Source organism: Aeromonas sp. ASNIH4, from assembly GCF_002934425.1.
Taxonomy (GTDB): domain Bacteria; phylum Pseudomonadota; class Gammaproteobacteria; order Enterobacterales; family Aeromonadaceae; genus Aeromonas; species Aeromonas hydrophila.
Genome location: NZ_CP026217.1, coordinates 2,014,528 through 2,040,325 on the forward strand (window position 1 = coordinate 2,014,528; position 25,798 = coordinate 2,040,325).

Genomic DNA, 25,798 nt, shown 5'->3' on the forward strand with positions numbered 1-25,798 from the left:
ATTGGTAATGATTGAGTGATATGAGCACTCCATGAGCAAAGCCATTCTGGGGGGCATCTTGATCTCACAGGCCGATGGTAAGAGCTCGGCCAGCTGATAAAGGGGATGGCGGTTGCTGTGGTTAGCGAATGTGCCTCTTAGCCCAATCTCCCGTCGGAGTGAGGGGAAACAGCGCAGACGGTTGTCGAGTTTGCTCCCTCTCTGACTCTTTGTCGCAAAAAAGGGGAGAGTGTTGGGGTAAGGGTGGGCAGGGGGAAAATAAAAATACCCAAGCGGCCAGATACTGACGACTTGGGTATCGCGCCCACCCCTATCCCTGTTGGTATACAGCCATTTCGGCTACTGGGTGACCTGTTCGCCTAGCTCTGTATGAGCCGCCTGCATACCCCTTGTCGATTTGAATCGCGCCGTGAGAGCAAAGGGCTGTTCACAGGGCTTAACTCGCAAGAGTGCTCAAATCTGTGGCGGTATCGCCGCCTTTCAGAGCGTTAAGGTGCTCTGACACCTGTTTGGGTGTCCGGTGAGGCTACCACTGTGCCGGGTATTCCTCAATCCCTTCTACCGGAAAGCCGTGTTGCAGCATGGCTTGGCGGATCAGAAAGGGGAGGGCGTGGCCATCGCTAGGCCATGTGGACGCTATTTCAGTGCCGGCCTTATCAAGGTGGCACACTAGTTGTTTGCCAGTTAGTGGGGGAGAAATGGATGAGAACCAAATCGAATCATCCTGATGGCTATCGAGTAACAGCCCATCGTTAAATTGAATGCGCGCTTGAGAAACTATTCGAAAGGTATCCTGCCCTTGGTGATGCACAATCAGGCGCTCTTCCGGGTTGATCTTGTGCTGTTTCCCGCTGCGGGTATCGCGCCGCAGGTTGTAGAAGATGTGCTGGAAAATAACCTTGCCCTCAACCCGGTAAAATTTCTTCGTGTTGGTTTCATCGTCGATAGACCAATAGAGGCGAAAGGATTGGCGGCGCAGCGTATGGCCATAGCGGGTCAGCAATTCGGTCAGTTGCCCCTCATTGGCCAGTTTCGTCCCTTTTGCCCACGCGCTGACAATAGATTGCTGGGTTCGGCAAAGTGCGGCGATCTCTTTTTGCGTAAGACCCTCGTTGAGGGCGAGCCGGATAAGGGCCCGAGTCTGTTTAAAGGGGCGCTTGGCGCCGGTAGATTGCTCGTTCTGTGTCATAGGGATCCAGATAAGGGGGGACGAGCCCCCCGGTGTCTCTAGCTTACTTTTTGCCGCTGCTTTTCGGGGTCTGCGGATTCAATTGCCAGCCACGGTTCCCCTGATTACGGTCATAGGTAGGGTTGGTACCGTTCGAGCCTTTGTTGGGGTTGCTGATATCGGCATTGTGGTTTGATTGCTTGGTCATAACATTCTCCCTTGTGTGTGTGATGACGAGAGAAATGTTAGCTAATTCATAATCTTATACCATTGATGATTTAATGATAAAAGTTGATAAACCGTGATATTTGACCTGGCTGCCCAATTTTCACTGGGTGCAGGATACGAGCACTGGCACAACAAGCAGCAAGGGGTCATCAGATGGCAAATAACGAGAGTGCGCTCAATGTGGTGGGGTTGGTGGAGGCGAGCGACTATCTGGCCAGCTTGCTGGCACGGCTCGCTGCACTGGAGCAGGGGAACGGCGTGGCTGCGGTCAGCGCTTTGCCAGAACTGCTGGCTGCCCAGCCCGATCCCCGCTCTCTCTACTTCGGCACCCCGCAGGAATACGGTGCCGCCCACCAGTTCGGTCGTCACGAGATCAATCTGCCAGAGCGCCGCGCTCTGGAGTTGTCAGAAGGGGATAAACAGAGCGTGTTGGAGACGCTGGAGGGGTATTTGACGACAAGCATTCCCTAAGCCTATGGGCATGCTTGTATGGAGGGGTTGGTACGATGGCATTGCCTGACAGCTGTTAGTTCAACAGGCTTGCGTTTAAACACTGTTAAACAGCATTGTATACCTTGGTTTTTACCATGAGCTAAGACCTACCGAAAATCCCAAGTGCAGTGAGGTGAGATCAAAAATTCGATATCACCCCACCAAATGTCTTTATTGTTAGGAGTTTATGCCCAATGCTCTATTGATAATTGATGGGACATTATCTGTTCGGCTAAGCCTCACTGGGAAATTAGCAACATTAAGGATGGCACTTTTAATCGAAACCACCAACATGTCATCTTGAACGGTTAGATCGAAAATATCCGCGCGCTCTCTTAAAATTGTTCTAGCAATAGAATTAAAGTTAGTTGAGGTACGATCATATTTGAATTCCTCGTGGGCTGGTGAGACAATAGAAAGAATCAAGGTTCTGAGTGCCTCGGCCTCATTTATCTGTTGTGTCATAGCGGCATGTCGAATACATCTAACAACATCAGAGTATGAAGCTTTCAAATCGGATGGAGAAATGTCACCAAATGCTTCTATTTCCTCAATAGCTGCATTAGGTTTTCCTATGGAGGCACTTTGATCTGATGTTAAATAGTATGATTCTATAGAGCCTTTCTTAAGTATAAATAGGCCGCATTTTTCTAATATATCCAGAAGCGCAATTAATCTATTCTTTATGGGGTGAAATATCGGGTCTAGTCGTGTATTATCATATGTAAATAGTATGCAGAATGTTGATCTGCGTTTGGCTTTAATATCGTTGCTTTCTTCTGTTTGTTCTCTGTTAATCCAATATGGGTGCTGTTCTGCTAAAGATGAAATCCTGTCCCATTCGTTTGTTACAATGTCACAGAAATCACTGTATATAGAAGTCGCCATACTCATTGCTGTTGCAGCACCAGATGTACTTGCAAGGCTGTCAGCATATAAATTTCCAGCCAAGTAGTTGTTGATTAATTCAGTTCCATCGGCAATACCATCAGCATCAACTAAAGCTATTGGAGTCTTTCCCATTAACCTAAACAATTTGGCGACGATAGGCATTCGCCCTTTACCTATGACAGGTAAAAGCTGAGAGCCAGCGGCTTCAAGGTGAATATTAAAGGCATTTGATAGGGCGCTGCATATAAACGTGTCAGATGGGCCTTCAACAAGAAGTGGCCGTTTTGAAAATAGGGAAAGCTTATGCTCTTGCCCAAGGCGAGCAATAAGTTCTTTTACTTTTCTACTGCTTAACTCACCAGCATCAGTTGGGATTTGTACTGGTGATTTTGATATGTCGTGACAAAAAACAATTGATGGCAGATCTGATGGTTTATTTATTTTAAACATTTCTGTAGAGTGGGTCGCAATTACTATGATTTTTTTATATCCGCCTTCATTTGGATGTCCAGATGCATTAATTATTTCTTGCAGGAGGAATGATTGCAATTGTGGATGGAGGGAGACTTCTGGCTCATCAATAAGTAATGCACCAACTTCATCATCATATAATGCAGATAATATCCCAACTAAATGAATTAAACCTGAAGCTTCTTTACCTGATGAATACTGACTGTCAGGACTATCTAAATTAATGAATGATGCCTTGAGACCGCTAGAGTCCCAATCGAGCATGATATCTTTGTTGAATAGTTTGCGTAATCGTTCTTGGATTTTAATTAGTATATCTGCACGTTGGGATAAGGTTTGAAAATCACCTTTTAAAGTTTCAATTGAATGTCTTCTATCTGTTTCAGATGAGCTTCCTAGTCGAGCTCCATCAAAATGTGGACTCCCCCCATATCCATCGTTATCTGAGCGATAGTGTTCAAGCGGGCTCATTCTGCCAGCAGACAAGAAACGGATTTTTTTGTTTTCTACGTGAGGGAAAAGAGAGTTTTTTAATGAACGTAAAAGATGCGTTTTTCCAGAGCCGTTGGGGCCTATTAGTGTTGTGAGTCCCTTATGGAGAGTTATCTCTCTACTATTATTAGATCCTTGGTTATCAATAAAGGTAGTGACAGTGATAGGGAAACTCATTGATATCTCCGTATTTTTTACAAAACCATTTTTAAATGTAACTAGTCTTATGGTAACCGAAGCATAATCGCATTGGAATCATTTGAAATTCATTTACTTATGCAATGACTAACCCACCATAAACCCCATCCTCTTTCATGCCGCCGCACTATGGCGGCATGAACATATCCAAGACCCCATATTCAGCACCCCTCGTGGCCATCCTCCATGCCAACCCCGTCAGCGGGGAGCGGTTGGCGGTGCTCGATGCGCAGCTCACCCCCGAAGGTGATGGCTGGTACCAGCTGCTGCCGGTCGGCCCCTTCAAAGCCCGTGATGGTCGCCCGTTCGATATGGCGAGTGACCACTGTCAGCTAGCTGGATGGGCAAATTGCCGCTGCCCTGATTGCTTGTGCCAAAGCCCTTGGGCAAGACATCCTGCTCGATTACGGCTTCCAGAGCCAGAATGGTCACTCTGCGCTAGCTCTCACTCCCAGTAGCGGGGCGGGTGCAAGTTCCCTTTTCGTGATCCTCGGCGAAGTCGCTGCCATCGAATTGGCATAGTATCTGGCCAGCATGAATCCCACCCGGGGTGGGAGCCAGGGGATTTACAACATGATGTCCGTCAGTAACCAATGTTTGTTGATGCAGATCCAGCCCACCATTTTGCGCTTTGCCAAGATGCTGGCCAGCGTGCTGCAACTGGAAGTGGAAATCGTGGACGCCAACATGGTGCGGGTGGCGGGAACCGGCCCTTACGGCAAGTTCTTCGGTCGCCAGCTGGAGGGGGACTCCCGCCTGTTGCGCTACGTCATCGAGCATCAGCGCGAGAAGATCGTCACCCACACCAGCGAGGATCCGGTCTGCGAGGGGTGCAGTTGCAAGGAGAGCTGCCGGGAGCGGGCCTTTCTCGGGGTGCCCATCATGGTGGAGGAGAACTGCATCGGGGTGATCAGCCTGGTGGCCTTCAACCCGGAGCAGCAGGCCCGTCTCAACAACAACCTGCAGGAGGTGTGCGACTATGTGCAGCACATCTCCAGTATCTTCGTGGCCAAGCTGCTCGACTCGCGCGGCCTGTCGGACGGGGTCAACAAGGTCTTCCTCAGCCTGATGAATCACATGGATCAGGGCTGCCTGCTGCTCGACGAGAAGAGCCAGGTGCTTTACGCCAACGAGGTCGCGATCAAGCAGCTCAACTGCCAGCAGGAGGCGCTGCTGGGCTGCGAGATAGGCCTGCGGCCGCTCACCTTTGCCCAGCAAGGGTTGACCGGCCACCTGCAGCACATCGTCACCCTGGGGGATCGTCAGGAGCTGATCATCGGCCAGTTGCACCACGTACAGGGCCAGCAGCTGTTTCTGATGGCGTTTCACCAGTCCCACGGCACGCCGAACCCGCCGCTGGAGCCCGATGAGGGAGTCAGCATGCTGATCGGGGAGAGCAAGCCGATGCGGGCCCTGAAAAAGCTGCTCCATCGTATCGCCCTGAGCCCCTCCAGCGTGCTGGTGTGCGGCGAGAGCGGCACCGGCAAGGAGGTGGTGGCCCGCGCCATCCACCGGCTCAGCCCGCGCCGCGACAAGCCCTTCATCGCCATCAACTGCGCTGCCATCCCCGAGCAGCTGCTCGAGAGCGAGCTGTTCGGCTACGTGAAGGGGGCCTTCACCGGGGCTTCCAGCACCGGCAAGCAGGGGCTGATCCAGGCCGCCCAGCAGGGCACCCTGTTTCTCGACGAGATAGGGGACATGCCGCTCACCATGCAGGCCAAGCTGCTGCGGGTGCTGGAGCTGCGGGAGGTGACCCCCATCGGCGCCAGCCGGCCGGTGCCGGTGGACATTCGCATCATAGCCGCGACCCATCAGCATCTGGATCAGTACATCGCCGAGGGCAAGTTTCGCGAGGATCTCTTCTATCGCCTCAACGTCATTCCCATCCACCTGCCGCCCCTGCGCGAGCGGGAGGGGGACGTGGCGCTGCTGACCCACTACTTCCTCAACCTGCACACCAGCCGCATCGGCCTGCTGTATCCGGGGCTCAGCCCGGAGGTAATGGCTCTGCTCGAAGGCTACCGCTGGCCCGGCAACGTGCGCGAGCTCAGCAACCTCATCGAGTACCTGGTGAACGTGGTACAGGCGGGGGAGGTGATCGAGAGCATCCTGCTGCCCCCCAATATTCTGCGCAACCAGCGCAGCGGGGCGGACGAGCCGTCACGCAGCACGGCGCAGATCGCGCGCATGCCGCTCTCGCCCGACCCTTACTCCCATGGCGTGCTTGCCGACCCTGCGCTCAGCCCTGCTGCTGGCAACCCCTCATCGACTGCCGGGGTGCCCTGGTCATCGCCAGAGACAAGCCTGCCAGAGCCGGCTGCCGGCCAGGTCGAGCGCGGGTTGGCACTGCCACTTGGCGAAAACGGGCTGGAGAACATGGAAAAGCAGATGATAGAGGAGACCCTGCTACGCCTTGGCAACAAGAAGCTGGCCGCCCAGGCGCTCGGGATCGGTATCGCCACCCTCTATCGCAAGATAAAGAAGTACGAGATAGCCGCGCAGGCCTGAGCCCGCAGCGGGTCGCCTGGCGGCCCCGCTTGACCGCGCCGCGACCGACAATCGCGGCGTTATCATTATGAGAATGTGACCCCGCTTTCTATCAATTGGCAGGTGCTGGTGATAGCCGGACTGATAATTATCAGGGCGGGCTTGGCCTCCTCTCACCCTATTCTCGCGCTATTTCAGTGGCGTTCAGCCATCCGCTTGAAAATAAGCTATCTCACCTGCCTTGGCGGGGCGCCATATAGCCTCAGGCTGTGCGCCGGCTCACATTCAAGACACCTTTTTGGGTTATTTTCCGCTTATTTATGCGTTGGCACGCTTATTGATTGCCCTTATTTGACGCTGACCGATGAACTCACCCAATGGCCCTTGTTTCGGTGACCTGTGAGTGGAAGGGGAGCAATGCATTTCTCATCAACAGATTGGGGCTAACGATGAAAGCAGTGAACCAGTTAATCAAAGAGATCAATGAACTCAAGTCCAACCTGCATGAAAAAGACTTCCTGCTGACCTGGGAGCAGACCCCTCAGGAGCTGGCGCTGGTGCTCAAACTGGCCGAGGCCCTCAAGGGACTGCGCGCCGAAAACATCGCCACCAAGCTGTTCAATACCGGTCTTGGCATCTCGGTGTTTCGTGACAACTCCACCCGTACCCGTTTCTCCTACGCCTCCGCCCTCAACCTGCTCGGCCTGACCCAGCAGGATCTGGACGAGGGCAAGTCCCAGATTGCCCACGGCGAAACCGTCCGTGAAACCGCCAACATGATCTCCTTCTGCGCCGATGCCATCGGCATTCGCGACGACATGTACTTGGGGGCCGGCAACGCCTACATGCGTGAAGTGGGCGCCGCGCTCGACGAAGGGTTCGAGAAGGGCGTGCTGCCCCAGCGCCCGGCGCTGGTCAACCTGCAGTGCGACATTGATCACCCGACCCAGTCCATGGCTGATCTCGCCTGGTTGCAGGAGCACTTCGGCAGCCTCGAGAACCTCAAGGGCAAGAAGATTGCCATGACCTGGGCCTACTCGCCGAGCTACGGCAAGCCGCTCTCCGTGCCGCAAGGCATCATCGGCCTGATGACCCGCTTTGGCATGGACGTGACCTTGGCCCATCCAGAGGGGTATGACCTGATCCCGGACGTGATCGAAGTGGCCAGGGAGAATGCCAAGGCCTCCGGTGGCAGTTTCCGCCAGGTTACCTCCATGGAAGAGGCGTTCAAGGATGCCGACATCGTCTATCCCAAGTCCTGGGCGCCCTATCAGGTGATGGAGCAGCGCACCGAGTTGCTGCGGGCCAACGATCACGCTGGCCTGAAAGAGCTGGAGCAGCATTGTCTGGCACAGAACGCCAAGCACAAGGATTGGCACTGCACCGAAGAGATGATGGCCCTCACCAAGGGTGGCGAAGCGCTCTATATGCACTGCCTGCCGGCGGATATTTCCGGTGTCTCCTGCAAGGAAGGGGAAGTGAGTGAAGGGGTATTCGAGAAATACCGGATCGCCACTTATAAAGAGGCGAGCTGGAAGCCCTATATTATCGCCGCCATGATTGTCGCCCGTAAATTCTCGGCACCGGGCGCCGCCCTCGAAGGCTTGATAAAAGAGGCGCAAAAACGCGTCAAATAATGGCCTGGCCGGGCGGGAAATAAGTCCCGCCCGGCCGTCGTCATCACGCAATTATTGTTACGGGTTCTCTCCCCGGGGCGCTTTTCACTCGATGATCCCCGGCGAGATGACTCTTTGCGAGGTATTCATGTCCCAATTTTCCCTGAAGATGGAGATTGCCGATAACCGTTTCTTTACCGGTGAGTCGCTGCCCCTGTTTTCCCGTATCGAGGCGCAAAAGGCCCGCGCCTTTCATAAAAAACTGGCCGGTTATGAGCCCACCCCCTTGTGCGATCTGAAGGCGCTCGCCGGCTATATCGGGGTGAAGAACATTCTGGTGAAGGATGAATCCAAACGCTTTGGCCTCAATGCCTTCAAGATGCTGGGTGGCGTCTACGCCATCGCCAACCTGCTCTGTGAAAAATACGGGGTGGCGGTGGAGGATTTCACCTTCGATCTCATCAAGCGCACCATCAGGGAGCCGATGACCTTCGCCACCACCACCGACGGCAACCACGGTCGTGGCGTCGCCTGGGCCGCCAAGCAGGTGGGTCAGCATGCGGTGGTCTACATGCCCAAGGGCTCGGCCCAGGAGCGGGTGGACCACATTCTGGCGCTGGGGGCCGAGTGCATCGTCACCGACATGAACTACGACGACACAGTGCGCCTGACCATGAAGATGGCCGAGGAGCGCGGCTGGTACATAGTGCAGGACACCGCCTGGGAGGGTTACACCAAGATCCCGACCTGGATCATGCAGGGTTACGCCACCTTGGCCGACGAAGCGGTCGAGCAGATGCAGGCCATGGGCATCAAGCAGCCCACCCACGTGCTGCTGCAGGCCGGGGTCGGGGCGCTGGCGGGCGGCGTGCTCGGCTATCTGGTGGACTGCTTCGGGGCGAAGAACCTGCACAGCATAGTCGTCGAGCCGGATCAGGCCGACTGCATCTACCGCTCCGGTGTGGCGGGGGAGATGGTCAACGTGGGGGGCGACATGCGCACCATCATGGCCGGTCTCGCCTGCGGTGAACCCAATCCCCTCGGCTGGCCGGTGCTGCGCGGCTGCACTACCCAGTTCATCTCCTGTCACGACAAGGTCTCGGCGCTTGGCATGCGCGTGCTCGGCAACCCCCTTGGCGATGATCCCCGCATCATTTCCGGTGAATCCGGCTCGGTCGGCACCGGCGTGCTGGCGGCGGTGCGCCACCACCCGGATCGCGCGGCGCTGATGGCCCGGTTGGGGCTCGATGAGCAGTCGGTGGTGCTGGTGATCAACACCGAAGGGGACACCGACGTGGCCCATTACCGGGAAGTGGTGTGGGAAGGCAAGCACCCGGCCTGCGACTAATCCCTGCGAGAACAGAGACACGAATTGAAGCATTGATCGCGCCTCACCAACGGGGCGCGGTAACGGGCACAGGGCGCTGCCGACGAACAGGCCGCGCACTCTCAGTTGTTATGGAGAATCACAATGAGCAAGCAAATTCCGTTTGAAATGGTGTTGGAGAAGGCCTACCAGTACAAGGCCGAGATGACTCAGTTCCTGCGCGACATGATCGCCATCCCGAGCGAGAGCTGCGATGAAGAGCGGGTGGTGCTGCGCATCAAGCAGGAGATGGAGAAGGTCGGCTTTGACAAGGTCGAGATCGACCCCATGGGCAACGTGCTGGGCTATATCGGCCACGGCCCGCACCTGATCGCCATGGATGCCCACATCGATACCGTGGGGGTCGGCAACATGGCCAACTGGACCTTCGACCCCTATGAGGGGATGGAAGATCACGAGATCATCGGCGGTCGCGGTGCCTCCGATCAGGAAGGGGGCATGGCCTCCATGGTCTACGCCGGCAAGATCATCAAGGATCTGGGGCTGGAAGACGAGTACACCCTGCTGGTGACCGGTACCGTGCAGGAGGAGGACTGCGATGGCCTCTGCTGGCAGTACATCATCGAGCAGAGCAAGATCCGCCCCGAGTTCGTGGTCAGTACCGAACCCACCGACTGCCAGATCTACCGTGGCCAGCGCGGCCGCATGGAGATCCGCGTCGAGGTGCAAGGGGTCAGCTGCCACGGCTCCGCACCGGAGCGCGGTGACAACGCCATCTTCAAGATGGGCCCGATCCTCGGCGAATTGCAGGAGCTGAGTCACAACCTCGGCAACGACGACTTCCTCGGCAAGGGCACCCTGACCGTCTCCGAGATCTTCTTTACCTCCCCAAGCCGCTGCGCCGTGGCGGACAGCTGCGCCGTCTCCATCGACCGCCGCCTCACCTGGGGCGAGACCTGGCAAGGGGCGCTCGACGAGATCCGCGCCCTGCCTGCGGTAAAAGCCGCCGGCGCCGAGGTCTCCATGTACCAGTACGACCGTCCGGCCTACACCGGCCTGGTCTATCCGACCGAGTGCTACTTCCCGACCTGGAAGGTGGAAGAGGATCACATCACCGTCAAAACCCTCTCCAAGGCGTACGCCCAGCTGTTCAACAAGGCGCCGGTGGTGGACAAGTGGACCTTCTCGACCAATGGGGTCTCCATCATGGGTCGCCATGGCATCCCGGTCATCGGCTTTGGCCCGGGCAAAGAGCCGGAGGCCCACGCGCCGAACGAGAAGACCTGGAAGGAACATCTGGTCAAGTGCGCCGCCATGTACGCCGTGATCCCCATGCTCTATCTGGCCGAGCTGGACAAGTAAGGGGGCTGCCGGGCGGTGATGGCCACCACCGTCCGGCTGTTGCATGTGTGGCAAGCGCCCCGTCTTTAGCAGGCAGGGCCTTGCTGTTTGACGCGATTGGATGTGCGAGGGGGTGGGGATGAAACGGCTGATCAAACACGGTGTGCTGGTCGACTCACAAGGTGAATATCGTCAGGATCTGCTGATCGAGAACGGGGTGATCCTTGAGCGCGCCGCCGATATCCAGCCCGATGGCGAAACCGAGCTGATCGATGCCAGCGGCTGCTACGTGATGCCGGGCGGCATCGACGTCCATACCCACTTCAACATCGATGTCGGGATTGCCCGCAGTTGCGATGATTTTTTCAGCGGTACCCGTGCCGCCGCCTGTGGTGGCACCACCACCATCGTCGATCACATGGGATTTGGCCCGGCGGGGTGCAATCTGCATCACCAGCTGGCCCGCTATCACGATTACGCCGCCGATCAGGCGGTGATTGACTACAGCTTTCACGGCGTCGTACAGCATGTGGATGACGCCATCCTCCACGAGATGGCCGCCATGGTGCAGGAGGAGGGGATCAGCAGCTTCAAGCTCTATCTCACCTACCAGTACAAGCTGGGGGACCACGACGTGCTGCGCGCCCTGGCCCGCCTCAAAGAGGTGGGGGCGCTCGCCACCGTCCATCCCGAGAACGACGCCGCCATTGCGGCGCGCCGGGCGGCCCTGCTGGCCGCCGGCCACTGTGAGCCCTGGTATCACCCGCAAAGCCGCCCGCTGGAGTGCGAAGCGGAGGCGATCGCCCGGATGATCAATCTGGCGGGACTCGCTGGCAATGCGCCGCTCTATATCGTCCACCTCTCCAACGGCTTGGGGCTGGAGTATCTGAAACTGGCGCGCCGTCAGGGGCAGCCGGTCTGGGTGGAGACCTGCCCGCAATATCTGCTGCTCGATGAGCAGTGTTATTACAAGGAGAACGGGGTCGACTATCTGCTGAGCCCGCCGCTGCGCTCGCGCCGCGAGCAGGACAAGCTGTGGGTCGGCATCGCAGCTGGCGACATCGATACGGTGGCGACCGATCACTGCAACTTCTCCCACGCCCAGCGCATGACCCTGTCGGGGGGCGATTTCAGCCGCTGCCCCAACGGCTTGCCCGGGGTCGAAAACCGCATGCTGCTGCTGTTTGCCCACGGGGTGCTGGGGGGGCGCATCTCGCCGTCGCGCTTCGTGGCGCTCACCAGCGCCAACCCGGCGCGCCTGTTTGGCCTCTGGCCGCGCAAGGGCAACCTGCAACTTGGATCTGACGCCGATCTGGTGTTGATGGATCCCCGCGGCGTGACGGTTATTCGCCACGCCACGCTGCATGACAACGGTGACTACAGCCCCTACGAGGGGATGCGCTGCCCCGGCCAGGTCAGGATGACCCTGAGTCGCGGCGAGACAGTGGCCCGCAACGGCGAATTTACGGGGCGGCGGGGCCATGGTCGCTTTCTGGCCAGAGCGCCCTTTGACCCGGCCTTGGCGCCGGATCTGCACTCGCCTTGCTCCGCGGTGGCAGGCTGACAATCCGTTCGAAACAGACTGACCCGCAAGCTTATGTGAACAACGAAAGGTGGGCCGGTATTGCGCCGGCTTGTCCCATCACTGGAGATAACAAGATGAAACAGCGAATCGTACTGGCCCTTGGTGGCAATGCGCTGGGCAACAACCTGCCCGAGCAGATGAAGGCGGTGCAGAGCACGGCGGGCACCATTGCCGACCTGATCGCCCAGGGGCACGAAGTGGTGGTGACCCACGGCAACGGGCCGCAGGTGGGGATGATCCAGCAGGCGTTCGAGGTGGCGGCCCGCCACGATCCCAAGGCGCCCCACCTGCCCATGTCGGTTTGCGTGGCCCTGAGTCAGGGCTACATCGGCTATGACCTGCAAAACGCCCTGCGCGAGGCCCTGCTGGTGCGCGGTATTCACAAGCCGGTCGCCACCCTGGTGACCCAGGTGGAGGTGGATAAAAACGATCCCGCCTTCCTCGATCCCAGCAAGCCCATCGGCGGCTTCTTCAGCAAGGAGGAGGCCGAGGCGCTGATGGCCAAGGGCGAGTGGCTCAAGGAGGATGCCGGCCGCGGTTATCGCCGGGTGGTCGCATCCCCCAAACCCATCGACATCATCGAGAAAGAGACCGTCTCTGCCATGCTGGCCGCCGGTCAGGTGGTGATCACCGTCGGTGGTGGTGGCATTCCGGTGCTGCGGGAGGGCAACCACCTGCGCGGTGCCAGCGCGGTGATCGACAAGGATTGGGCCAGTGCCAGGCTGGCGGAGCTCATCGATGCCGACATGCTGATCATCCTCACCGCGGTGGAGAAAGTGGCCATCAACTTCGGCAAGCCCGATGTGCAGTGGCTCGACACCCTGAGCGTGGCCGATGCCAACAGCTTTATCGCCCAGGGGCAGTTTGCCAAGGGCTCCATGTTGCCCAAGGTGGAGGCGGCGCTCTCGTTCGCCACCTCCATGGCGGGGCGCAAATCCCTGATCACCCTGCTGGAGAAGGCCGCCGACGGCATTGCCGGCAAGACCGGCACCCTGATCAGCCAGTAGGGTCGAGCAAGCTTGTAACCTGGGGGCCGTCGGCCCCCTTTCTGTTGACTGGTGCCAGGGATTGGCAGAGGGAAAGCATGGGCCGGCCAGCTCTTATCCACGGTGGGCAGGGGGACGGCAGAGGAGTAAGATGGCGCCCCGAATGGCGGACACACCGACCGCAGCAACAAGGCAGCACAATGAATAGCAAGTTGAACATGGCGGCGCTGGGGGGATTGGTCCTGCTCACCGCCATCTGGAGTTACAGCTGGATCGTGATGAAGCAGGTGATGCTCTACGCGGGGGCGTTCGAGTTCACCGCCCTGCGCTGCCTGTGCGGATCCCTGGTGTTGCTGCTGGTGCAGTGCCTGCGCGGCCGCCGTTATCTCAAACCCACCCCGTTTCGCTACACCCTCGCCATCGCCCTGTTCCAGACCTGCGGCATGGTGGGGCTGGCCCAGTGGGCGCTCATCAGCGGCGGGGCGGGCAAGGTGGCCATTCTGAGTTACACCATGCCGTTCTGGGTGGTGATCTTCGCGGCGCTCTTTCTCGGTGAGCGGATGCGCAAGCTGCACTATCTGGCGGTCGGGGTGGCCGCTTGCGGCCTGCTGCTGGTGATCGAGCCCTGGCAGTTGCACCTGGATTCCATGAAGAGCGCGCTGCTGGGCATTGCCTCCGGCATCTGCTGGGGGATCAGCGCCATCATCGCCAAGCGGATGTATGCCCGCCACCCCGGGGTGGATCTGATGTCCCTCACCACCTGGCAGATGATCTACGCCACCCTGGTGATGGCGCTGGTGGCGGCTCTGGTGCCGGAGCGACCCATCGACTGGCAGCCCTATGTGTTCGGTGCGCTCGCCTACAGCGCCATTTTCGCCACGGCGCTGGCCTGGAGCCTCTGGTTGTTCGTGCTGAAAAAGCTGCCGGCGGGGATCGCCGGGCTCAGCACCCTGGCGGTGCCGGTGAGCGGCGTGCTGCTCTCCTGGTGGCTGCTCGGCGAAAACCCGGGGCCGGTGGAGGGGAGCGGCATAGCCCTGATCGTGCTGGCGCTCATCGTCATCAGCCGCAAGGGGAAGCGTTCCGTGGTGTCGGTGGCGGGGGAGACCCGGGTCAAGCAGGGCTAAGCCGATTGCCGGCAAAGAGATAAAAAGGGCCCGCCATCATGGCGGGCCCTTTTTGCTTCTGTGCTGGCTTATCTGCGCTGGGCCAGATGCATCATGGCCTCCAGCACGGCGCCACCGATCGCTCGCGCCTTGTCAGAGACGGTAGTGGGGTCGGCCCGCTCGCCCCTGGGGTCGATATCACCGATCTTGAAGCCGATGGTCACCTCGATGCCATCGCTGAGCAGCCCCCGCACCATACCGGAGAGCGGCGCTATGATGGGGGCGTCCCCCACGTGGGCGATCACATCCCCCTCCTGCACCAGATCGCCGAGCCTGATCAGGCTCTTCATCACGCCGGCGACGGGGGCGCGCACCACCCGGCGGGCGGAGTGTCCCTCGATCACCCCGGGAATGCCGGTATTGGGCTGGGCAGGGCCCTGATAGATGACCCGGCCCAGATGGTGGCCACGGTTGGTCTCGATCACAGCATCGCAGTCGCGACCCGCCTCAAACCCCGGGCCGAGGGCCACCGTGATGGGGGCCAGCTCCCTGTGGGTGCCGAGATTCTGCTTGGCGAGGATGGCATCCACCAGATAGCGGGGCTTGAGCTCGGCGAGGGTCGCGCCCTCGGGGTCAACCAGCAGCGGTATGATGCCCAGATCCAGCTGCTCGAACGCCTGCTCGACGCTCTCCACCCGCTTGGCACGTACCCCTTCGACACTGGTTTCACCGTCGAACATCCCCTGGGCGAAGGCGACGGTGCGGCGGATCACTGTGGGTTTGTCGAGATCCAGCATCACCACCTTGAAGCCGGCATGGTAGAGGCGCAGCGCCACCCCGGTGGCGATATCGCCGGAGCCGCGCATCACCACCAGCTGATCCCGCTTGAGGCGCACGTCATCCTGCATCAGGCCACCCGCTTTACCGTTTTTCACTTGAAGCAGCTCGGCGAGGATGCTGATGGCGATCTCCTCGGGGGTCTCGGCTCCGATGTTGTAACCGATGGGGGCGTGCAGCCGCTGCAGTTGCTCTTGACTCACCCCTTGCTGGCGCAGGGCCTGGGTGAAGGTCTGCACCTTGCGCTTGCTGGCGAGCAGCCCCAGGTAGGCGAGGGGACGGCTGATCAGCCGATCCAGCGCCTCCTTGTCCTGGTGGTTGGTGGCGATGATGACGAAGTTGGCGGGCTCGATGGCAAGCTGCTCGATCACCGCGCTGATGGTGTCGGCCTGCTGCAGATGGGTACCGGCCGGGAAGCGATCTGGGCTGAGGCTCCCCTCGAAGCAATCCCCTACATGGATATCAAAGCCGAGCGGTGCCGCAGCATGGGCCAGTGCCCGGTTGACGTGGCCGGCGCCGATCAATACCAGGCGGGGGCGCAGGCCGTAGACGTCGATATAGACCGACATGGCACCGCCGCAATCCGAGCCCACTGCATGCTCACCGTTGCGGGCCATCCGGCCGTGGAAGATGCGCGGCTTGCGCTCGGCAATGGCGGCCACGGCTTCTTCGATCACCAGCCGCTCTATCATGCCGCCGCCGATGGTACCGAGGATCCGGCCATCAGCCATCACCAGCATCTGGGCCTGATGACGCGGGGTGGAGCCGCGACTCTCGATGATCTGGGCCATGGCAAAGGGGGTGTTCTCCTGCTCCAGTCGGGCAGCGTGTGCAAACAGATTCATAAGGTACCTCGTATCATCCTTAACGGGTCAGCGACTGCGCGGCTTCGGGGGCAGGCCGACAGCAAACATGGTGAATGGCGCCGGGTTCACGCACGGCCCCCTGCCAGATGGCGTGGAGCTCGGGGTGGCGTAGCAGCAGGTTTATCAGGGCGGGCAGCCACTGCTGCTCATTTTGATAATCGCCATTGATAAACCAGACTCGGCGCGCCCCGGACGGGGTGCCCTTGAACGCCCCCTCGGGGTGGGCGATGAGCCGATCAAACAGGGCCCAGTCGAGCCGTTCACCGGCCGCAATCCCGCACAGGGCCTGGAACTCGGTCCAGCGATGGATCTGCGCCGGGTCGGCGCTGGCGCCCACCATGGCGCCGCCCACCAGGGCGATCACCCAATCACTGTGCTGAGGAATGCAAGGTTCGTGCAAAGCGGGCGCTTTCAATAACTTGTGATGGGCGCCGTCCGCCTCCACCAGGATGATGTCGAAGCGTTGCTGCCCCTTGAGCAGATCGATCTGCTGGGGGCTCGGCCCCACCGCCTTGCCGCTGGCCCGATCGAGGTGGCTGAACAGCACCAGCTGCATCGGTTCATCGGGCAGCGCCTGACAGCGGGTCAGCTGCCGGATGGGGTCGGCCTCGATCAGCAGGGTGCGCCGAGGGGAGGGGGCGGGCAGAAACATCCGGGTGCTGGTGGTGAGCAGCACCTTCTTGCCCTGTTGATGGAAATAGTCGGCCAGCCAGAAGAGGGTGCTGGTTTTGCCCCCGGCGCCGCAAAGACTAATTAAAGTGGTACGCCCATCAATATTTTCGGTGAGTGGGTTTAATACACTCTCGATATTTGGCGAGGTGAGCAGAATGGGTAATGAAATAGCCATGGAGACGACCGATGAAAATAGAGGCGCGGTCAGTGAGAAGCACTGGCATTCGCGCGAGCGGTGCGACTGCCTAATTACGGCGGCCGGGCTCTCATCACGAATGGGCGCGTGGAAATTGATGCTACCGTATCGCCAGAGCACGATTCTTGATGAGAGTCTCAAAAATGCCCTGGTGCTGTGTGACCGGGTCATTCTGGTGGTGGGGCATCGCGCCGATGAGCTGATCAGCCGCTACGCCAATCACCCCCGTATCCAGCTGGTATACAACCATGATTATGCACAGGGACTCGGCAGCTCCATCCGTGCGGGGCTCGCCACCTGTAGCAGCGATCACCTCTTCGTGAGCCACGGCGATCTGCCCTGCATCCCCCCCGAGGTATTCCGCACGCTCTGGCAGGCGCGGGAGGACGAGACCCTCTTTCCCTCCTATCAGGGGGAGGCGGGCCACCCCGTGCTGTTGCCCAGAGCCCTTGCCATGGCGCTGGTGGCAGCGCCGGTACAGGCTTCGGTGCGCCGCTGGCTGCTGGCGCACCCCCATCGTTTCATCGAGGTGCAGAGCGACGCCATCCTGCAGGATGTGGACACCCCGGAGCGCTATCAGGCGCTGCTGGCAAGGGGCGCATTCGAGCGCTGAACTGGTCGTCTGGCAGGGGCTTGCCCGGCCTTGCTTTGCATATTTATCCCCTTGTCTAACCCGTTATCAGGGGCCGACAGCGGCCGTTATCATCCTGACCGGCCTGATAATGGCGCTGGCCGCGCTCTTTATCAAACTGATAGCGCGCCGCGCCAAAGTGAGATCATTTTCAGCAACGAGGACGGTGTTTCCATTATTTAAATTCGGTGTTGATAGCCACTCTCATTGTCGAAACTGGTATCGGCTTTCGATGTTTTATTAATTGGAGGTGCCTCACGTTTTTATGGCTGAAAAATAAAAAGATCCGGCGCTGGCCTGATTGTTGCTCTTGTCAGTTTCAAGGGGCTTTTTATGCGTGGTTATGGATGGGCCCCATTTATTCACCCTGTCAATGAGCAGTGCCGCTGCAAGGAGATCAACATGGGCGATATTATGCGACCCGTTCCCTTCAAGAACCTTCTGGTCCGTATCTTCTCGGAATATAAAGCGAGTCAATCCATCTTCGGCATTCCCGCCGCGCAATTCTATCGCAAGCAGGACGAGCGCAAGATCAAGGTGTTCGGTGAAACCTGCGAGACCCCCATCGGCCCGGCAGCCGGCCCCCATACCCAGCTGGCCCAGAACATCGTCACCTCCTGGCTGACCGGCGGGCGCTTTATCGAACTCAAGACGGTGCAGATCCTGGACCGTCTCGAACTGGAAAAGCCCTGCATCGATGCCGAAGACGAGTGCTTCAACACCGAGTGGTCCACCGAGTTCACCCTGCCCAAGGCGTTCGACGAGTACCTGAAGGCCTGGTTTGCCCTCTACCTGCTGGAGGAGGTGTTTGACCCGCGCCTTGAGGGAGAGGCCAAGTCCTTCATCTTCAACATGAGCGTGGGGTACAACCTCGATGGCATCAAACAGCCGCCGATGCAGCAGTTCATCCACAGCCTGATGAATGCCGGCAGCAATCCGAAATTTGCCGAGTACCAGCAGGTGGTGCGTGAGCTGGTGGCCGACGAGCAGTTTATCGCCGAGCTGGGGCTGGGGGCGCGCCGCGCTCGCCTGCAACAGCTGGTGGATCGTATCCCGGCCAATCTGGTGCACGGCGTTACCCTCTCTACCATGCACGGCTGCCCGCCGAACGAGATTGAGGCCATCTGCCGCTACATGCTGGAAGAGAAGGGGCTCAACACCTTCGTCAAACTGAACCCGACCCTGCTGGGCTACCCGCGGGTGCGCGAGATCCTCGATACCTGCGGCTTTGATTACATTGGTCTGAGCGAAGCGTCGTTCGATCACGACCTCAAGCTGGATCAGGCCAAAGCGATGCTGACCCGTCTGATGGCGCTGGGGGCCGAGAAGGGGCTCACCTTCGGGGTGAAACTCACCAACACCCTCGGCACCATCAACCGCAAGGGGGCACTGCCCGGCGATGAGATGTACATGTCCGGCCGGGCGCTGTTCCCGCTCTCCATCAACGTGGCTGCCGTGCTGTCTCGCGCCTTCGATGGCAAGCTGCCCATCTCCTACTCGGGCGGTGCCAGCAAGTTCAACATCGCCGAGATCTTCGAGACCGGTATTCGTCCCATCACCATGGCCACCGATCTGCTGAAACCGGGTGGCTATCTGCGCCAGATCGAGTGCCTCAACGAGATCGACGCTTCTGATAGCTGGGCCATGGCTCATGTGGATGTGACCAAGCTGGAGGCCCTTGCCGCCAAGGCGCTCACCATGGGGACGATAGAGAATTCGGAAAAAATCGTACGCTAAGCTTCGCGAGTTCTTGTAACCAATTCATTGTTTTTTCAATGGATGAAAGAAAATGGCGAAAGCTATTTGGGGCGAATAGGGAAAACGGAAAAAATCGGGCGCTAAGGCGATTTGGCCGACCATATCGCCCGCAAACCATTCCGCGCGGCCGACTTGCAAACGCCCTGAGTCCATGCTGTATAGTCGTCATTTATGACCGGGGGCGGTCTTTGCTTGGAAAGATAAAAGATGTCGAACGCGCAGCTGATGGCAGTAGTCGAGGTAGACAAAGAAGATCGGATAATTTGTCAGCGCGACGGCTGTGGCCACAGCGTGTACAAACGCATCCACATCGTGCGGGAGAACGGGCGCTTCACCGTTCTCGGCTCCGAGTGCTTCAAGCTCCTATACGGCTCCGATGACACCGGGGCGGTGCCCCTTTATGGATCAAGCGCTGGCCAGCTTCTTACCGACGCCGAGCGTCAGGTGCTAATCGATAATACTGACCGCTTCATTGCAATGCTTGAAGCGCAGCGGCTTCAACTGGAACATGCCCGAGCCCTGGATTTACGCGCTAGACAAGAAGAACAGCGCGAGCGCGAGGAAGCTGCCCGAATTATCAGAGGCGCGTCGGATGCGCTGCGTGACGAAGAACGCAATGCTCAGTCGCTTGCCCTGGAAAACTGCCGCCGGCAATACCCAGGGCTCAATCTGGCCACACCAGGCTGGCAGGGCTTGGTTTATTTAGAGAAGCTAAGAATCTTGCGTGAGGGTCGTGGGAATCGATTCACGCAGCCGCGAACTGAATCCTCCCTCTTCTAGATTATTTCCTACTCTTGGGGCTTACGCAGCTCCCTGAACCCGCCTTCGGCTATACGCTGCTGGCGCCACACATAGTCCCCGGTCAGGTTGATGTGCTCCCAGCCCAGCGGCGACAAAAATTGCAGCATGCCGTCGTCGGGCAACTTGCCTTTCTCACGCAAGGCCTGCGTCGCCCGCTCCAGGTAGACCGTATTCCACAGTACGATTGCGGCCGTCACCAAATTGAGGCCGCTGGCGCGGTACCGCTGCAGCTCGAACGACCTGTCGCGGATCTCGCCCAGCCGGTGGATGAATACCGCCCTGGCCAGCGCATTGCGCGCCTCCCCCTTGTTCAATCCGGCGTGCACGCGCCGGCGCAGCTCGACGTTCTGAAGCCAGTCCAGGATAAACAGCGTGCGCTCGATCCGCCCCAGCTCGCGCAGCGCGATCGCCAGGCCGTTCTGGCGCGGGTAGCTGCCTAGCTTGCGCAGCATGAGCGACGCGGTGACGGTGCCGTGCTTGATCGAGGCGGCCAATCGCAGCACGTCGTCCCAGTGTGCGCGCAGGTGCTTGATGTTCAAGCTGCCGCCGATCATCGAGCGCAAGGCCGGGTGATCGCCCACCTTGCCCGGCACGTACAGCTTGGTGTCGCCCAGATCGCGGATGCGCGGCGCGAAGCGGAAACCCAGCAGGTGCATCAGCGCGAACACGTGGTCGGTGAAGCCGGCGGTGTCGGTGTAGTGCTCCTCGATGCGAAGGTCCGATTCGTGGTACAGCAGGCCGTCGAGCACATAGGTCGAGTCGCGCACGCCGACGTTGACCACCTTGGTGCTGAACGGCGCGTACTGGTCGGAAATATGGGTGTAGAACAGCTTGCCGGGCTCGGCGCCGTACTTGGGGTTGATGTGGCCCGTGCTCTCGGCCCGGCCGCCCGCGCGGAAGCGCTGGCCGTCCGACGACGACGTTGTGCCGTCGCCCCAGTGCGCAGCGAAGGTGTGCTTGAACTGGGCGTTGATCAGTTCAGCCAGGCCGGCCGAATAGGTTTCGTCCCGGATGTGCCAGGCCTGCAACCAGGACAGTTTCGCGTAAGTGGCGCCGGGACTCGATTCCGCCATCTTGGTCAGGCCGAGGTTGATGGCGTCGGCCAGGATCGCGGACATGAGGAACGTCCGGTCCTTGGCCTGCTCCCCGCTCTTGAGATGGACAAAGTGGCGCGTGAAACCGGTCCAGTCGTCCACGTCCATCAGCAGTTCGGTGATCTTGATCCGAGGAAGCATGCCGCTGGCGAAGTCAATCAGCGCCTGGGCCTCGTCCGGCACCACCGCGTCCTGTGGGCTGATCCTCAGTCCTGTCTCAGTAATGATCGCATCGGGCAGTTCGTTCGTCAGCGCGAGCCGGTTGACGGTGACCAGCTGCTGTTCGAGCAAGAGCAAGCGGTCGTGCAGGTACTGGTCGCAGTCCTGGTTGACCGCGATCGGCAGCTCGCGCGCTGATTTCATCGCCCCGAACTTTTCCGTGGGTAGCAGGTATTCCTCGAAGTCGCGGAACTGGCGCGAACCCTGCACCCAGATGTCCCCCGACCGCAGCGAATTCTTCAGCTCCGACAAGACGCAAATCTCGTAGAAACGGCGGTCAAGACCTTCGTCGGTGATGACCAGCGGCTTCCACCGCGCCTTCACGAATGCGATCGGCGCGTCGTCCGGCACCTTGCGCGTCCCGGTCATGTTCATCTCGCGCAGGACGTCGATCGCGTCCAGAACCGCTTGCGCCGCCGGCGCAGCTTTAAGCCGAAGCACGTCCAGAAACTCGGGCGAATAGCGCCGCAGGGTGCTGTACTGCTCGCCCACCAGGTGCAGGTGGTCGAACGTTTCGGGCTGGGCCAGTTCTGCCGCCTCGGTCACGCTTTGAGTGAAGTCTGTCCACGGCAGCACGGCCTCGATCGCGGCATACGGGTCCCTGCCGGATTCCTTGGCCTCGACCAGCGCGCGCCCGATTCGGCTGTACAGGCGCACCTTGTCGTTTATGGCCTTGCCCTGCTTCTGGAAGTCCTGCTGATGCTTGTTCTTGGCTGCGCTGAACAGCTTGATCATAATGCGGTCATGTAGATCGACCAGTTCGTCCGTCACGGTGGCCATGCCCTCGATGGCCAGCGCCGCCAGCGTGGCATAGCGCCGCTCGTCCTCGAACTTGGTCAGGTCGCGCGGCGTCATCTGCGCGCCCTCGCGGGCCATCTTCAGCAGCCGGTTCTGGTGGATCTGGTGGCCAAGCCCTTCCGGCAGGGCCAGCGACTGGAACACCTTGAGCCGTTCGATGTGTTCGCGCATGTAGCGGGAATTGGGTTTGAGCGGCGACTGGCGCAGCCATACCAGCCAGGTAATGCTCATGTCGGGCGCCACATTGAGCAGGTTGTCCAGGGAGCGCCTGTGGTGACGTTCCAACGGCTCAATCAGCGTGCGATAAATTCGCCGGTTCGCCCTCGTCACAGCCTCGGCGCAGGCCCGTTCGATGACGGTCAGCGTCGGCAGGATGATGCGCTTCTGGCGCAGTGTTTCGAGGGAATGCGCGGCGAGGATCATTGCCTTGTCGGTCTGCATGGCGAGGTCGGCCAGGCAGTGCACCAGCTTGCGGAAATCCGGCAAGCCGAACACGGACAGCCCCAGGTAGGCGCGTAACTCATGCAGGTGCTCGTTGCGCGTTTTTTCGCGCTCGCCATATTCCGGCCAGGCGCCGGCGTCGCTGCGCACCTGCTTGGCAATCCAATGGATCACCGGATCTGGCAGCCTAGTGTCGCTGGCCAGCGCCTGGCCAGGGTAGCGCAGCAAGCACATCTGAACCGCGAAGCCGAGGCGATTGGCGGCGCCCCGGCGCTGCCGGATCAACGCCAGGTCGGCATCCGTGAAACTGTATTGCTGGATTAGGTCATCCTGACTTTCTGGCAACACCAGCAGGCTGTCGCGTTCGGTATCAGAGAGGAGTGAGCGGCGCGGCATTCGATCGGACCCTTCGAGGATAAGCCGGGATAAAGCCAGTAATGGGACGAAGCGAAAAAGTAATTAAGGAACGTACTTTTCTTACTTTCTAACTAAGAAGCTTCTTTGTGCTATGCCAAGACAAAACCAGAACGGCACGACGAAGGTCAGCTCCAGCAGACTCAGGCATTCCCCCTAGAACACCAGCCACCCGACCAGTCCAGCCGCGAGGATCACGACGACTACGTTGAGTTTGTTCTTCCAAGCATAAAGGAATGCCAAGGCCGCGGCGAAGATCGATATACCCGCCGTCAACGACGGCACACGCTCGGCGGTGACATGCGCCAGGTCGACGGTGGTGGCGCCAATCAGGCCGACGACCCCGGCCGCGACACCATCCAAAAAGGCGTGCAGCTGCTTGTTCTCCACAACCGCCTCCAGCCGGTCATAGAAGATCAGCGAGAACGCAAAGGCCGGCAGAAAGACACCGACCGTCATGGCCATCGCTCCAACCGGACCGCCCGCCACATAGCCGACGAACGTTGCGAAGATGATGAGCGGCGCCGGTAATACACCGGAAAGCGCCAGCCCATCCAGGAACTGCCCATCCGTCATCCACCCGCGCCCGACAGCGTCGTTGCGAACGAACGGAATCGCGGTATAGGCGCCGCCGAATGTGAGTAAGCCGGCTTTTAGTCCAGCCACGAAAATGAGGAGCACGGAGGCTTGGCCTTGAATGACCGTTTCCACAAGCTTCGCGGTGGGCGCGGCCGACATAGCAACGGCCGTAGCCAACGCCATCGCCCCAAGTGTCACCAGAAGCGCAAACGCCCGACGATTCAACACGAGCAAAGCGTACACAAGGCCACTCGCCGGCAGGGTGATCCAAAAGTCGACCCCGCCACTGGCTGCCAGCGCGCAAACGATGGCAATGACCCACAGCCAGCGACTAAGTAGGATGTGCTCTCCGATGCGGTGCACGGCGCGCACGATCAGCGCGATTACGGCCGCTTGTACACCAAGGAATGCGGCACCCAGCGAAGTGCCGACAATGTCGATCTCGAAGTACAGCCAGGACAGCGCAAACATCAGCAAGAATCCCGGGAGCATGAACCCAAGTCCCGCCAGCAAGCCGCCCAGCCGCCCCTTTGCTCGGATACCCAGATGAACGCAGATCTCGTGCGCTTCAGGACCGGGCAGCACCTGCATCACCGCAAGCAGTTTGTTGAAGCGTTTGCTCGAGATCCAGCGTTCCTCATCCACGAGTTCGCGGCGCAGCATAGCGATCTGAGCCACAGGACCGCCCCAAGCGAGCAGGCCGAACTTGAGGAATCGCACGAAAAGCTGGAAGTAGCTCATGGCTGGAGGAACGGCTTCAATCGCGGCATCTGGCGCCTCGTTCGGGCGGTACGATGCATCATTCGGGACGTTCAAAGGTGTTCTCCTTGCAGTTCAGTATAAGTAGGTCGAATACGCTGGATGTCCTCCTCGGCAGTCAGGCGCACAATATTTGAGCTCCGACGTCTTGGCGATCAGTACATTCAGGTCGTGGCGGTTCCGTTGCCAAAGCTGGCCATCAAACCGTCGAACACGGTCGAGGCCGCGTCCAGCAGTGCGTCGTCCTGGGCAAGGCTTTCGCGCATCCCGGCCAGCACGCTTTCGATGCCGGCGGCCTCTGGCGGCTGCACACCCCCGACATCGAGGTAATGCACCAACTGGCCGATCCGCCGGATGGCAGGTTGATCCAGTCCAAAGCTTTCGGCCAGCACCTCGAAGGTGACGCGGTTGCCGATATGGCTGAATGCCGCCCCATCGAAATCGAAGCCGATGGCGTCCGATGGGCAGTCTCCAGGGCTGGCCAGCCATTGGAAGTAGGCGCGGCGGTCGATGAAGCGCCGGATCAGCCAGGCGCTAGCTAGGCGATCCACCCACGGCCGCTGCCGCGTCGCCCAGATGCGCCCTTGGTAGTCCTCACACCGCAGTCGGCCGATCTCTCCTTCAGCCGACTGCGGTTCATCCGGCGACAGGGTTCGGGCACAGGCGAGTTCAAGCTCGCGTAGTGCGCAATCGACCTGTCGCTGTGGCTCGTCGGGAAAGAAATCGATCGCGACCAGAGCTGCAAAGGACTTGCGCAGCTTGCGCGTCTGCTTGAGCGTCTCCTGCACGTTAGCGGAGTCCAGCTCGCTTCGCCTCTGTGTGATCTCGGGTAACAAGGCGGCGTAATCCTGGCTACGGTCAAACAGCCGAGCGTAGTCCGTGTCATCGGCGGCTTCGGCATTCAATACATATGCCGAACCTCCACCGGAGACCACCTCGGCAGCCACTGCCGCCAGCGTCGAATGGCAGGCTTGGCAGTGCGGCATCAAGTACACGCCGTCACGTAGCACGGTGGCGCCGGCCGCTTTGAGTGCCCGCCAGGCACGCTGGCGGACAGTGGCATTCTCGGTGGGTAGGGAGAGAATTAAGGCAATTAGTTGCATGACGTAGAGTATAAATCAATAAAGACTTATACTCTACAAACTTTATGACGATGGCTGATACGAGGGTTGCCAGGATTACGATTTTTCGCAAAAACATGCCCAACCCATTGTTCCAAAATGGGAAAGTTTTCAATCTCGGGAGTGCCGCTTTGCACAGCGCACCCGGCTCAGGTCAAAATGTCCGGTTGCTGGCGAAGGTGATACCGCCCTGCGCTCGATCGGCCGGTCCTGACGCCCGCCATTTT

At 59.4% G+C, this 25,798-nt stretch carries 19 protein-coding genes and 1 pseudogene; 11 read left to right on the forward strand and 9 right to left on the reverse strand.

Annotation, left to right across the window (positions count from 1 at the left end; genetic code table 11):
• Window positions 1-526: 526 nt before the first annotated feature.
• Together C2U40_RS09275 and C2U40_RS26510 are read right to left on the reverse strand one after the other, a co-directional pair.
• Entirely contained in the window at window positions 527-1,189 is a 663-nt protein-coding gene (locus tag C2U40_RS09275) for a hypothetical protein (protein ID WP_103827491.1), read from the reverse strand.
• Between the two features lie 43 nt (window positions 1,190-1,232).
• A complete protein-coding gene (locus tag C2U40_RS26510) occupies window positions 1,233-1,376 on the reverse strand; it encodes a hypothetical protein (protein WP_171280595.1) in 144 nt (47 codons plus the stop codon).
• 173 nt (window positions 1,377-1,549) lie between these two features.
• Between C2U40_RS26510 and C2U40_RS09280 the strand changes: the two genes are divergently transcribed.
• On the forward strand, window positions 1,550-1,867 hold the full coding sequence (locus tag C2U40_RS09280; protein ID WP_103827490.1) for a phage virion morphogenesis protein: 318 nt from the start codon (window positions 1,550-1,552) through the stop codon (window positions 1,865-1,867).
• A gap of 198 nt (window positions 1,868-2,065) precedes the next feature.
• On the opposite strand, the gene C2U40_RS09285 is transcribed toward C2U40_RS09280, so the two are convergent.
• Together C2U40_RS09285 and C2U40_RS26515 are read right to left on the reverse strand one after the other, a co-directional pair.
• On the reverse strand, window positions 2,066-3,919 hold the full coding sequence (locus C2U40_RS09285; protein ID WP_103827489.1) for an ATP-dependent nuclease: 1,854 nt from the start codon (window positions 3,917-3,919) through the stop codon (window positions 2,066-2,068).
• A gap of 182 nt (window positions 3,920-4,101) precedes the next feature.
• The gene (locus C2U40_RS26515) at window positions 4,102-4,266 is read right to left on the reverse strand and encodes a hypothetical protein (protein WP_181014762.1); all 165 of its coding nucleotides are present in this window, start codon (window positions 4,264-4,266) and stop codon (window positions 4,102-4,104) included.
• A 247-nt stretch (window positions 4,267-4,513) separates the two neighbouring features.
• Here C2U40_RS26515 and C2U40_RS09295 point away from each other — a divergent pair, with 247 nt between their 5' ends.
• The 7 genes from C2U40_RS09295 to C2U40_RS09325 all read left to right on the forward strand — a co-directional run bounded on the left by C2U40_RS09295 (window position 4,514) and on the right by C2U40_RS09325 (window position 14,406).
• Window positions 4,514-6,448, forward strand: coding sequence for a sigma 54-interacting transcriptional regulator (locus C2U40_RS09295; RefSeq protein WP_103827488.1), 1,935 nt, complete (start codon window positions 4,514-4,516; stop codon window positions 6,446-6,448).
• A gap of 428 nt (window positions 6,449-6,876) precedes the next feature.
• The gene (ygeW, locus tag C2U40_RS09300) at window positions 6,877-8,064 is read left to right on the forward strand and encodes a knotted carbamoyltransferase YgeW (RefSeq protein WP_042067401.1); all 1,188 of its coding nucleotides are present in this window, start codon (window positions 6,877-6,879) and stop codon (window positions 8,062-8,064) included.
• A 127-nt stretch (window positions 8,065-8,191) separates the two neighbouring features.
• Window positions 8,192-9,391, forward strand: a complete 1,200-nt coding sequence (dpaL, locus tag C2U40_RS09305) for a diaminopropionate ammonia-lyase (RefSeq protein WP_029300813.1) — start codon at window positions 8,192-8,194, stop codon at window positions 9,389-9,391.
• A 123-nt stretch (window positions 9,392-9,514) separates the two neighbouring features.
• Window positions 9,515-10,732 carry a YgeY family selenium metabolism-linked hydrolase gene (locus C2U40_RS09310; protein ID WP_103827487.1) on the forward strand — a complete coding sequence of 406 codons (1,218 nt, stop codon included), beginning with the start codon at window positions 9,515-9,517 and terminating at the stop codon, window positions 10,730-10,732.
• 118 nt (window positions 10,733-10,850) lie between these two features.
• Window positions 10,851-12,275, forward strand: coding sequence for a dihydropyrimidinase (hydA, locus tag C2U40_RS09315; RefSeq protein ID WP_103827486.1), 1,425 nt, complete (start codon window positions 10,851-10,853; stop codon window positions 12,273-12,275).
• A gap of 95 nt (window positions 12,276-12,370) precedes the next feature.
• The gene (arcC, locus tag C2U40_RS09320) at window positions 12,371-13,303 is read left to right on the forward strand and encodes a carbamate kinase (RefSeq protein WP_103827485.1); all 933 of its coding nucleotides are present in this window, start codon (window positions 12,371-12,373) and stop codon (window positions 13,301-13,303) included.
• Between the two features lie 179 nt (window positions 13,304-13,482).
• Window positions 13,483-14,406 carry a DMT family transporter gene (locus C2U40_RS09325; protein ID WP_103827484.1) on the forward strand — a complete coding sequence of 308 codons (924 nt, stop codon included), beginning with the start codon at window positions 13,483-13,485 and terminating at the stop codon, window positions 14,404-14,406.
• Between the two features lie 68 nt (window positions 14,407-14,474).
• Here the strand turns inward: C2U40_RS09325 and yqeB are convergent, their stop codons facing one another.
• Both yqeB and yqeC read right to left on the reverse strand, forming a co-directional pair.
• The gene (gene yqeB, locus C2U40_RS09330) at window positions 14,475-16,067 is read right to left on the reverse strand and encodes a selenium-dependent molybdenum cofactor biosynthesis protein YqeB (RefSeq protein WP_103827483.1); all 1,593 of its coding nucleotides are present in this window, start codon (window positions 16,065-16,067) and stop codon (window positions 14,475-14,477) included.
• A gap of 19 nt (window positions 16,068-16,086) precedes the next feature.
• On the reverse strand, window positions 16,087-16,935 hold the full coding sequence (gene yqeC / locus C2U40_RS09335) for a selenium cofactor biosynthesis protein YqeC (RefSeq protein ID WP_103827482.1): 849 nt from the start codon (window positions 16,933-16,935) through the stop codon (window positions 16,087-16,089).
• 118 nt (window positions 16,936-17,053) lie between these two features.
• Here yqeC and C2U40_RS09340 point away from each other — a divergent pair, with 118 nt between their 5' ends.
• The 3 genes and pseudogenes from C2U40_RS09340 to C2U40_RS09350 all read left to right on the forward strand — a co-directional run bounded on the left by C2U40_RS09340 (window position 17,054) and on the right by C2U40_RS09350 (window position 20,125).
• Window positions 17,054-17,569: an NTP transferase domain-containing protein gene (locus C2U40_RS09340; protein WP_233768833.1), complete on the forward strand. Its 516-nt coding sequence runs from the start codon at window positions 17,054-17,056 to the stop codon at window positions 17,567-17,569.
• Between the two features lie 420 nt (window positions 17,570-17,989).
• Window positions 17,990-19,288: pseudogene (locus C2U40_RS09345) on the forward strand (putative selenate reductase subunit YgfK); the annotation flags it as partial.
• Between the two features lie 264 nt (window positions 19,289-19,552).
• A complete protein-coding gene (locus C2U40_RS09350; protein ID WP_103243984.1) occupies window positions 19,553-20,125 on the forward strand; it encodes a hypothetical protein in 573 nt (190 codons plus the stop codon).
• A gap of 8 nt (window positions 20,126-20,133) precedes the next feature.
• Here C2U40_RS09350 and C2U40_RS09355 read toward each other — a convergent pair whose 3' ends face one another.
• The 3 genes from C2U40_RS09355 to C2U40_RS09365 form a co-directional block, all read right to left on the reverse strand.
• Complete coding sequence (locus C2U40_RS09355; RefSeq protein WP_103243983.1) at window positions 20,134-23,094, reverse strand: Tn3 family transposase; 2,961 nt, start codon at window positions 23,092-23,094, stop codon at window positions 20,134-20,136.
• Between the two features lie 174 nt (window positions 23,095-23,268).
• Complete coding sequence (locus C2U40_RS09360; protein WP_146054366.1) at window positions 23,269-24,507, reverse strand: chromate transporter; 1,239 nt, start codon at window positions 24,505-24,507, stop codon at window positions 23,269-23,271.
• Between the two features lie 107 nt (window positions 24,508-24,614).
• Complete coding sequence (locus tag C2U40_RS09365) at window positions 24,615-25,553, reverse strand: chromate resistance protein ChrB domain-containing protein (RefSeq protein ID WP_103827480.1); 939 nt, start codon at window positions 25,551-25,553, stop codon at window positions 24,615-24,617.
• Window positions 25,554-25,798: the final 245 nt, after the last annotated feature.

Excerpts from the sequence above, each read along its gene's own strand:
- C2U40_RS09275 (WP_103827491.1), bottom strand. The coding sequence starts at position 1,189 with ATGACACAGAACGAGCAATCTACCGGCGCCAAGCGCCCCTTTAAACAG.
- C2U40_RS26510 (WP_171280595.1), bottom strand. The coding sequence starts at position 1,376 with ATGACCAAGCAATCAAACCACAATGCCGATATCAGCAACCCCAACAAA.
- C2U40_RS09280 (WP_103827490.1), top strand. The coding sequence starts at position 1,550 with ATGGCAAATAACGAGAGTGCGCTCAATGTGGTGGGGTTGGTGGAGGCG.
- C2U40_RS09285 (WP_103827489.1), bottom strand. The coding sequence starts at position 3,919 with ATGAGTTTCCCTATCACTGTCACTACCTTTATTGATAACCAAGGATCT.
- C2U40_RS09295 (WP_103827488.1), top strand. The coding sequence starts at position 4,514 with ATGATGTCCGTCAGTAACCAATGTTTGTTGATGCAGATCCAGCCCACC.
- ygeW (WP_042067401.1), top strand. The coding sequence starts at position 6,877 with ATGAAAGCAGTGAACCAGTTAATCAAAGAGATCAATGAACTCAAGTCC.
- dpaL (WP_029300813.1), top strand. The coding sequence starts at position 8,192 with ATGTCCCAATTTTCCCTGAAGATGGAGATTGCCGATAACCGTTTCTTT.
- C2U40_RS09310 (WP_103827487.1), top strand. The coding sequence starts at position 9,515 with ATGAGCAAGCAAATTCCGTTTGAAATGGTGTTGGAGAAGGCCTACCAG.
- hydA (WP_103827486.1), top strand. The coding sequence starts at position 10,851 with ATGAAACGGCTGATCAAACACGGTGTGCTGGTCGACTCACAAGGTGAA.
- arcC (WP_103827485.1), top strand. The coding sequence starts at position 12,371 with ATGAAACAGCGAATCGTACTGGCCCTTGGTGGCAATGCGCTGGGCAAC.
- C2U40_RS09325 (WP_103827484.1), top strand. The coding sequence starts at position 13,483 with ATGAATAGCAAGTTGAACATGGCGGCGCTGGGGGGATTGGTCCTGCTC.
- yqeB (WP_103827483.1), bottom strand. The coding sequence starts at position 16,067 with ATGAATCTGTTTGCACACGCTGCCCGACTGGAGCAGGAGAACACCCCC.
- yqeC (WP_103827482.1), bottom strand. The coding sequence starts at position 16,935 with ATGGCTATTTCATTACCCATTCTGCTCACCTCGCCAAATATCGAGAGT.
- C2U40_RS09340 (WP_233768833.1), top strand. The coding sequence starts at position 17,054 with ATGCTACCGTATCGCCAGAGCACGATTCTTGATGAGAGTCTCAAAAAT.
- C2U40_RS09350 (WP_103243984.1), top strand. The coding sequence starts at position 19,553 with ATGTCGAACGCGCAGCTGATGGCAGTAGTCGAGGTAGACAAAGAAGAT.
- C2U40_RS09355 (WP_103243983.1), bottom strand. The coding sequence starts at position 23,094 with ATGCCGCGCCGCTCACTCCTCTCTGATACCGAACGCGACAGCCTGCTG.
- C2U40_RS09365 (WP_103827480.1), bottom strand. The coding sequence starts at position 25,553 with ATGCAACTAATTGCCTTAATTCTCTCCCTACCCACCGAGAATGCCACT.